Source organism: Microcoleus sp. B3-D2 (assembly GCF_036705345.1).
Taxonomy (GTDB): domain Bacteria; phylum Cyanobacteriota; class Cyanobacteriia; order Cyanobacteriales; family Microcoleaceae; genus Microcoleus.
In genome coordinates, this window is the sequence record NZ_JAUBUG010000151.1 from 1 (window position 1) to 3,933 (window position 3,933).

General features: G+C 44.3%; 2 protein-coding genes. One reads left to right on the plus strand and one right to left on the minus strand.

Annotation, left to right across the window (positions count from 1 at the left end; genetic code table 11):
* Positions 1 to 276 precede the first annotated feature (276 nt).
* Positions 277 to 2,385 carry a GAF domain-containing protein gene (locus QUB14_RS28150; protein WP_333221234.1) on the minus strand — a complete coding sequence of 703 codons (2,109 nt, stop codon included), beginning with the start codon at positions 2,383 to 2,385 and terminating at the stop codon, positions 277 to 279.
* Positions 2,386 to 2,909: 524 nt separating this feature from the next.
* On the opposite strand from QUB14_RS28150, the gene QUB14_RS28155 reads away from it, so the two are divergent.
* Positions 2,910 to 3,821 carry a pantothenate kinase gene (locus QUB14_RS28155; RefSeq protein ID WP_333221236.1) on the plus strand — a complete coding sequence of 304 codons (912 nt, stop codon included), beginning with the start codon at positions 2,910 to 2,912 and terminating at the stop codon, positions 3,819 to 3,821.
* Positions 3,822 to 3,933 lie beyond the last annotated feature (112 nt).

A 3,933-nucleotide genomic window follows, 5' to 3' on the forward strand; every position in this document is an offset into this window, starting at 1 on the left:
CCAGTAAAACCGGAGCCAAAAATCTTTCAAAGGTAAGCTGTACATACTCAGGAGCCTTTGTCAATGGGGGAACTTCAATCTAAGCATCACCCAGTTGGGAATTTCTGAAAATTGAGGTTCGGGCGTAAGTTAAATCTGATTCCATTAAAAATGCGATCGGTAAAAACCAAATTTATTGCTGCTCAGTAACGTGATTGACGATCGCTAAAAGATGTCAAAGGGGTTCTATACTACTGCCAGAGTGACAAAATAGGGTTAATCGGACTAAAGCAGGAATTATGCACTTATCCCCCTCTGATTTGTCAGCGGCAACTCTACAATAAACTCAGTTCCTTCGCCAACCTGACTGACGCAACTGATCTTGCCACCGTGAGCTTGAACAATTACCTGATAGCACACTGAAAGTCCCAAACCCGTGCCTTTCCCGACAGGTTTAGTAGTAAAAAACGGGTCAAAAATCTTGTCTTGAATTTCTGCAGGAATGCCAGTTCCCGTGTCGCGGACAGAGATTGTTACCCAGTCCGGCTCGCTTTGCCAAGTGCGGATGGTTAATTCCCCCGGTTTGTTCGTTGACTGAAGCGCATCTAAAGCATTGTCAATCAAATTATAAAATACTTGGTTGATTTGACTGGCATGACATTGGACGGGCGGCAAACTGCCGTATTGCTTGTCTATTTTGATATGGGTCGTTAGCTTATTTTGCAGCATCAAGAAACTGCTTTCTACACCTTCATTCAAATCTACTGGTTTTAATTCAGCGTGGTCTAAACGAGAAAAATTTCGCAGCGTCATCACGATCGAGCGAATCCTCCCGCTTCCTTCCCGCATTGAATTGAGCAGTTTACCAAAGTCTTCTCGAATGTAATCGAGTTCTAGTTCTTCATTGATTCTGACAATTGCCTCCGCTGCTTCCGGGCAGGCATTCCCGGCCTGTTCTAGAGCTTCGTTCAAGGCTTTAAAATATTCTTGAGCATGAAACAAGTTAGCGTGGATGAAATTGTTGGCGTTGTTAATTTCGTGAGCAATTCCCGCTACCATTTGCCCCAAACCTGACATTTTTTCGCTTTGAATCAATTGCTGTTGCGCCGATCGCAATTCTTCTAACGCAGCCTGCAATTGCTGGGTTTGAGCTTGAGATTTTACCGCAGCATCTTGGACTTGGCTGTAAAGTTCTGCTTGCTGAATGGCGATCGCCATTTGGTTGGCTATCTGGGATAGCAACTCCATTTCTTGTCGCTCCCAATTGCGGGTATCCCGGCACTCGTGAGCAATAAGCAAACCCCACAGCCTACCGGGAAATTTAGGATTATAGTTTCCGGCTGTTTCGGGGGAACTTTCTTCAGTTCTCGATGTAACAATCGGCACGATCAGATTAGCTTTTACCTGCAAACGGTCTAAGAAATCAACGTGACAAGGCTCTAAACCAGCATTAAAAATATCATTAATGGCTTTGACTCGTCCTTGCTGGTAAAGATCGGCGTAATCTCCCCGGAAACACTTATCCGCCCCCATATCTCCTAAAATTGAAGGCCAAGGGATGACCATATCTTCAACAACAACTTTTCCTTGCCAGTTGTCTTGAAACTGATAGATGATTACTCGATCGCACTGCAACAGTTGGCGGACTTCCCTCACCGCTGTTTGTAAGATAGTTTCCAGATCTAGGGTACTGCGAATTTGGTTGCCGATCAGCCGCAGCAGCGATTCTCGTTCGGCTTGGCGCCTGGTTTTGCTATAGAGTTTGGCTTGATTGATCGCGATCGCCAATTGCGATGCTACGCCTTCTAAAAGCTGCCGTTCCCAATCAGTCCATTCCCGTTCGCGATCGCACTGATGCAAGCCAATTATGCCATTCACTTGACCTTGGTAGCGAGTAGCTACTGCCACCATTGACTTAATCTCCAAAGCTTCGGCAATTTTTCGGGTTTGTGGGTTTAATCCCGGAAAATCGAGAAACTTCGTCACTGCTAGCGACTCTTGCTGAGACATGACGGCAGCCAAATGCGGGTTGTCCGTCATCGGTACTTTCATACCAAGTTGAATCGGATAGTCGCCCGCGTTGTACTCTCCGCGCGTGACTAAAGTTTTTTCTGTATTTGATTCTTTGACTAAAATGCTCACGCGACTGCACTCTAACGCTTGCCCCAGCAATCGGCAGGCCGATGTCAAAATTTCTTCTATGTCAAGTGTACTGCGAATTTCGTTATTAATTTGGTTCAGCAAGTTTGATAACTGAACTTGCTGCTGCATCTGCACGATTAGGGCTTTTTGTTGGTCTACTTCCGGCACCGAAAGACTTTCTTCCTGCCTCCAGTTTTCAGATTCAGGCAACCGCGAAGTTACTCTGTGCCAGGGGTTTTCGTGTTCTTGTATTTTTAAAGACATATTTACTCAGGAGTTGTACAGTATTTTGATTGAGTCGGGTTTGTTAAACCTCTGCTTACCCCGCCAACAGCCCCATCGCAGCTACCAGGACTTTTGGAATATCTTAAGACATTATAAATGATGCAGCCTGAGCAAAGCAATTTTTTGCTTTACAAATATTTATATTTAGGAAGTATGCCGTCTGTCGCCCACAATACTAATTGGCGCGTGGCCTAGAACTTGGTCAGATGTCAAATAGAGTTAGCTGCCCGCTTGTAAGGATTCAGGTCAGGTGAAAAGCAGTAAAATCTATACGGTGTAACCATTCGAGCGAATAATCATCTAATATCCATTCTTATTAAGAAACCATGAAAGCTTTGATTCTCGTACCTATTGAGAATTAAGCTGTTGATTTAGCGAAGGATTGAATTCTAGAAGTCTTTCTGTGACTACGTTTCAGATACCTGAATCCTTACGCCCGCTTAACCGAAGAAAATTCATTTAAAATCTATCTTTAGTTCAATGTTTGCGCGCGCTCGATCAACATGGAAAACTCAATTCCCGACAATTTTCGTTCGCCACCAAGAATTGGCAACCTTATATCTGGATTAATAGGTAAAGACCAGATTAAAATAGCTTTGGCGATTGGCAATTCCCGGCTGCACTGGGGATTATTTGTGGGCAAAACCCTGGAGAAAACATGGGATACAGAGCATCTCAATGCTGATACTGTTTCCACGCTCTCCGAGCAGGAAAAGGCAGAATATTTGGTGCAAATAGTAATGAGGTCGATCGAGGAAGTATCTTCTCAAAATCTCCTTTCTCTTCCTGCTACTCCCACTTTTTCTAGTCCTCACACACTTTCTTTAGTGCCGCTGCCTCTAATTGTGGCCTCAGTAGTTACCCAACAAACAGCAATTTGGCAGAGTTATCCTAATGTCCGAATTATTACTTTAGACCAGTTGCCGATCGGTGGACTCTATCCTACCCTGGGAATTGACAGAGCTTTGGCTGTACTGGGGGCTGGCAACCAATTCGGTTGGCCAGTTTTACTTATAGATGCTGGTACAGCTTTAACATTTACTGGGGCTGATGTCAATAGGTATTTAGTTGGGGGCGCAATCTTACCAGGTTTGGGTTTGCAGTTATCGTCGCTAAGTAAAAAAACCGCTGCATTACCTTTAATTAGTTTACCAGAAAATCTGCCGCACCGCTGGGCGAAAGATACTGCTGAGGCAATTCAAAGCGGAGTTGTGTATGCGACGGTGGCAGGAGTTAGGGATTTTATTGAAGATTGGCGGTGTTTGTTTCCTGATAGCAAAATTGCACTCACCGGGGGCGATCGCACTATGCTTTTAAAATACCTTACCGCAGCCTTTCCTGATACAGCCGCAGGCTTAATTGACGCAGCAGACGCTATTTTTTGGGGAATTAGCCTGTTAACTGTTGACTGTTGACTGTTGTCATTTTATCAATGACCAATGACCAATTCCAATACGGTTTACTTAAGGCTTGGGAGGCTTTAAGATTTTAAAAACAGGAGGATTCATTTTTATTCCAGTACCTCTG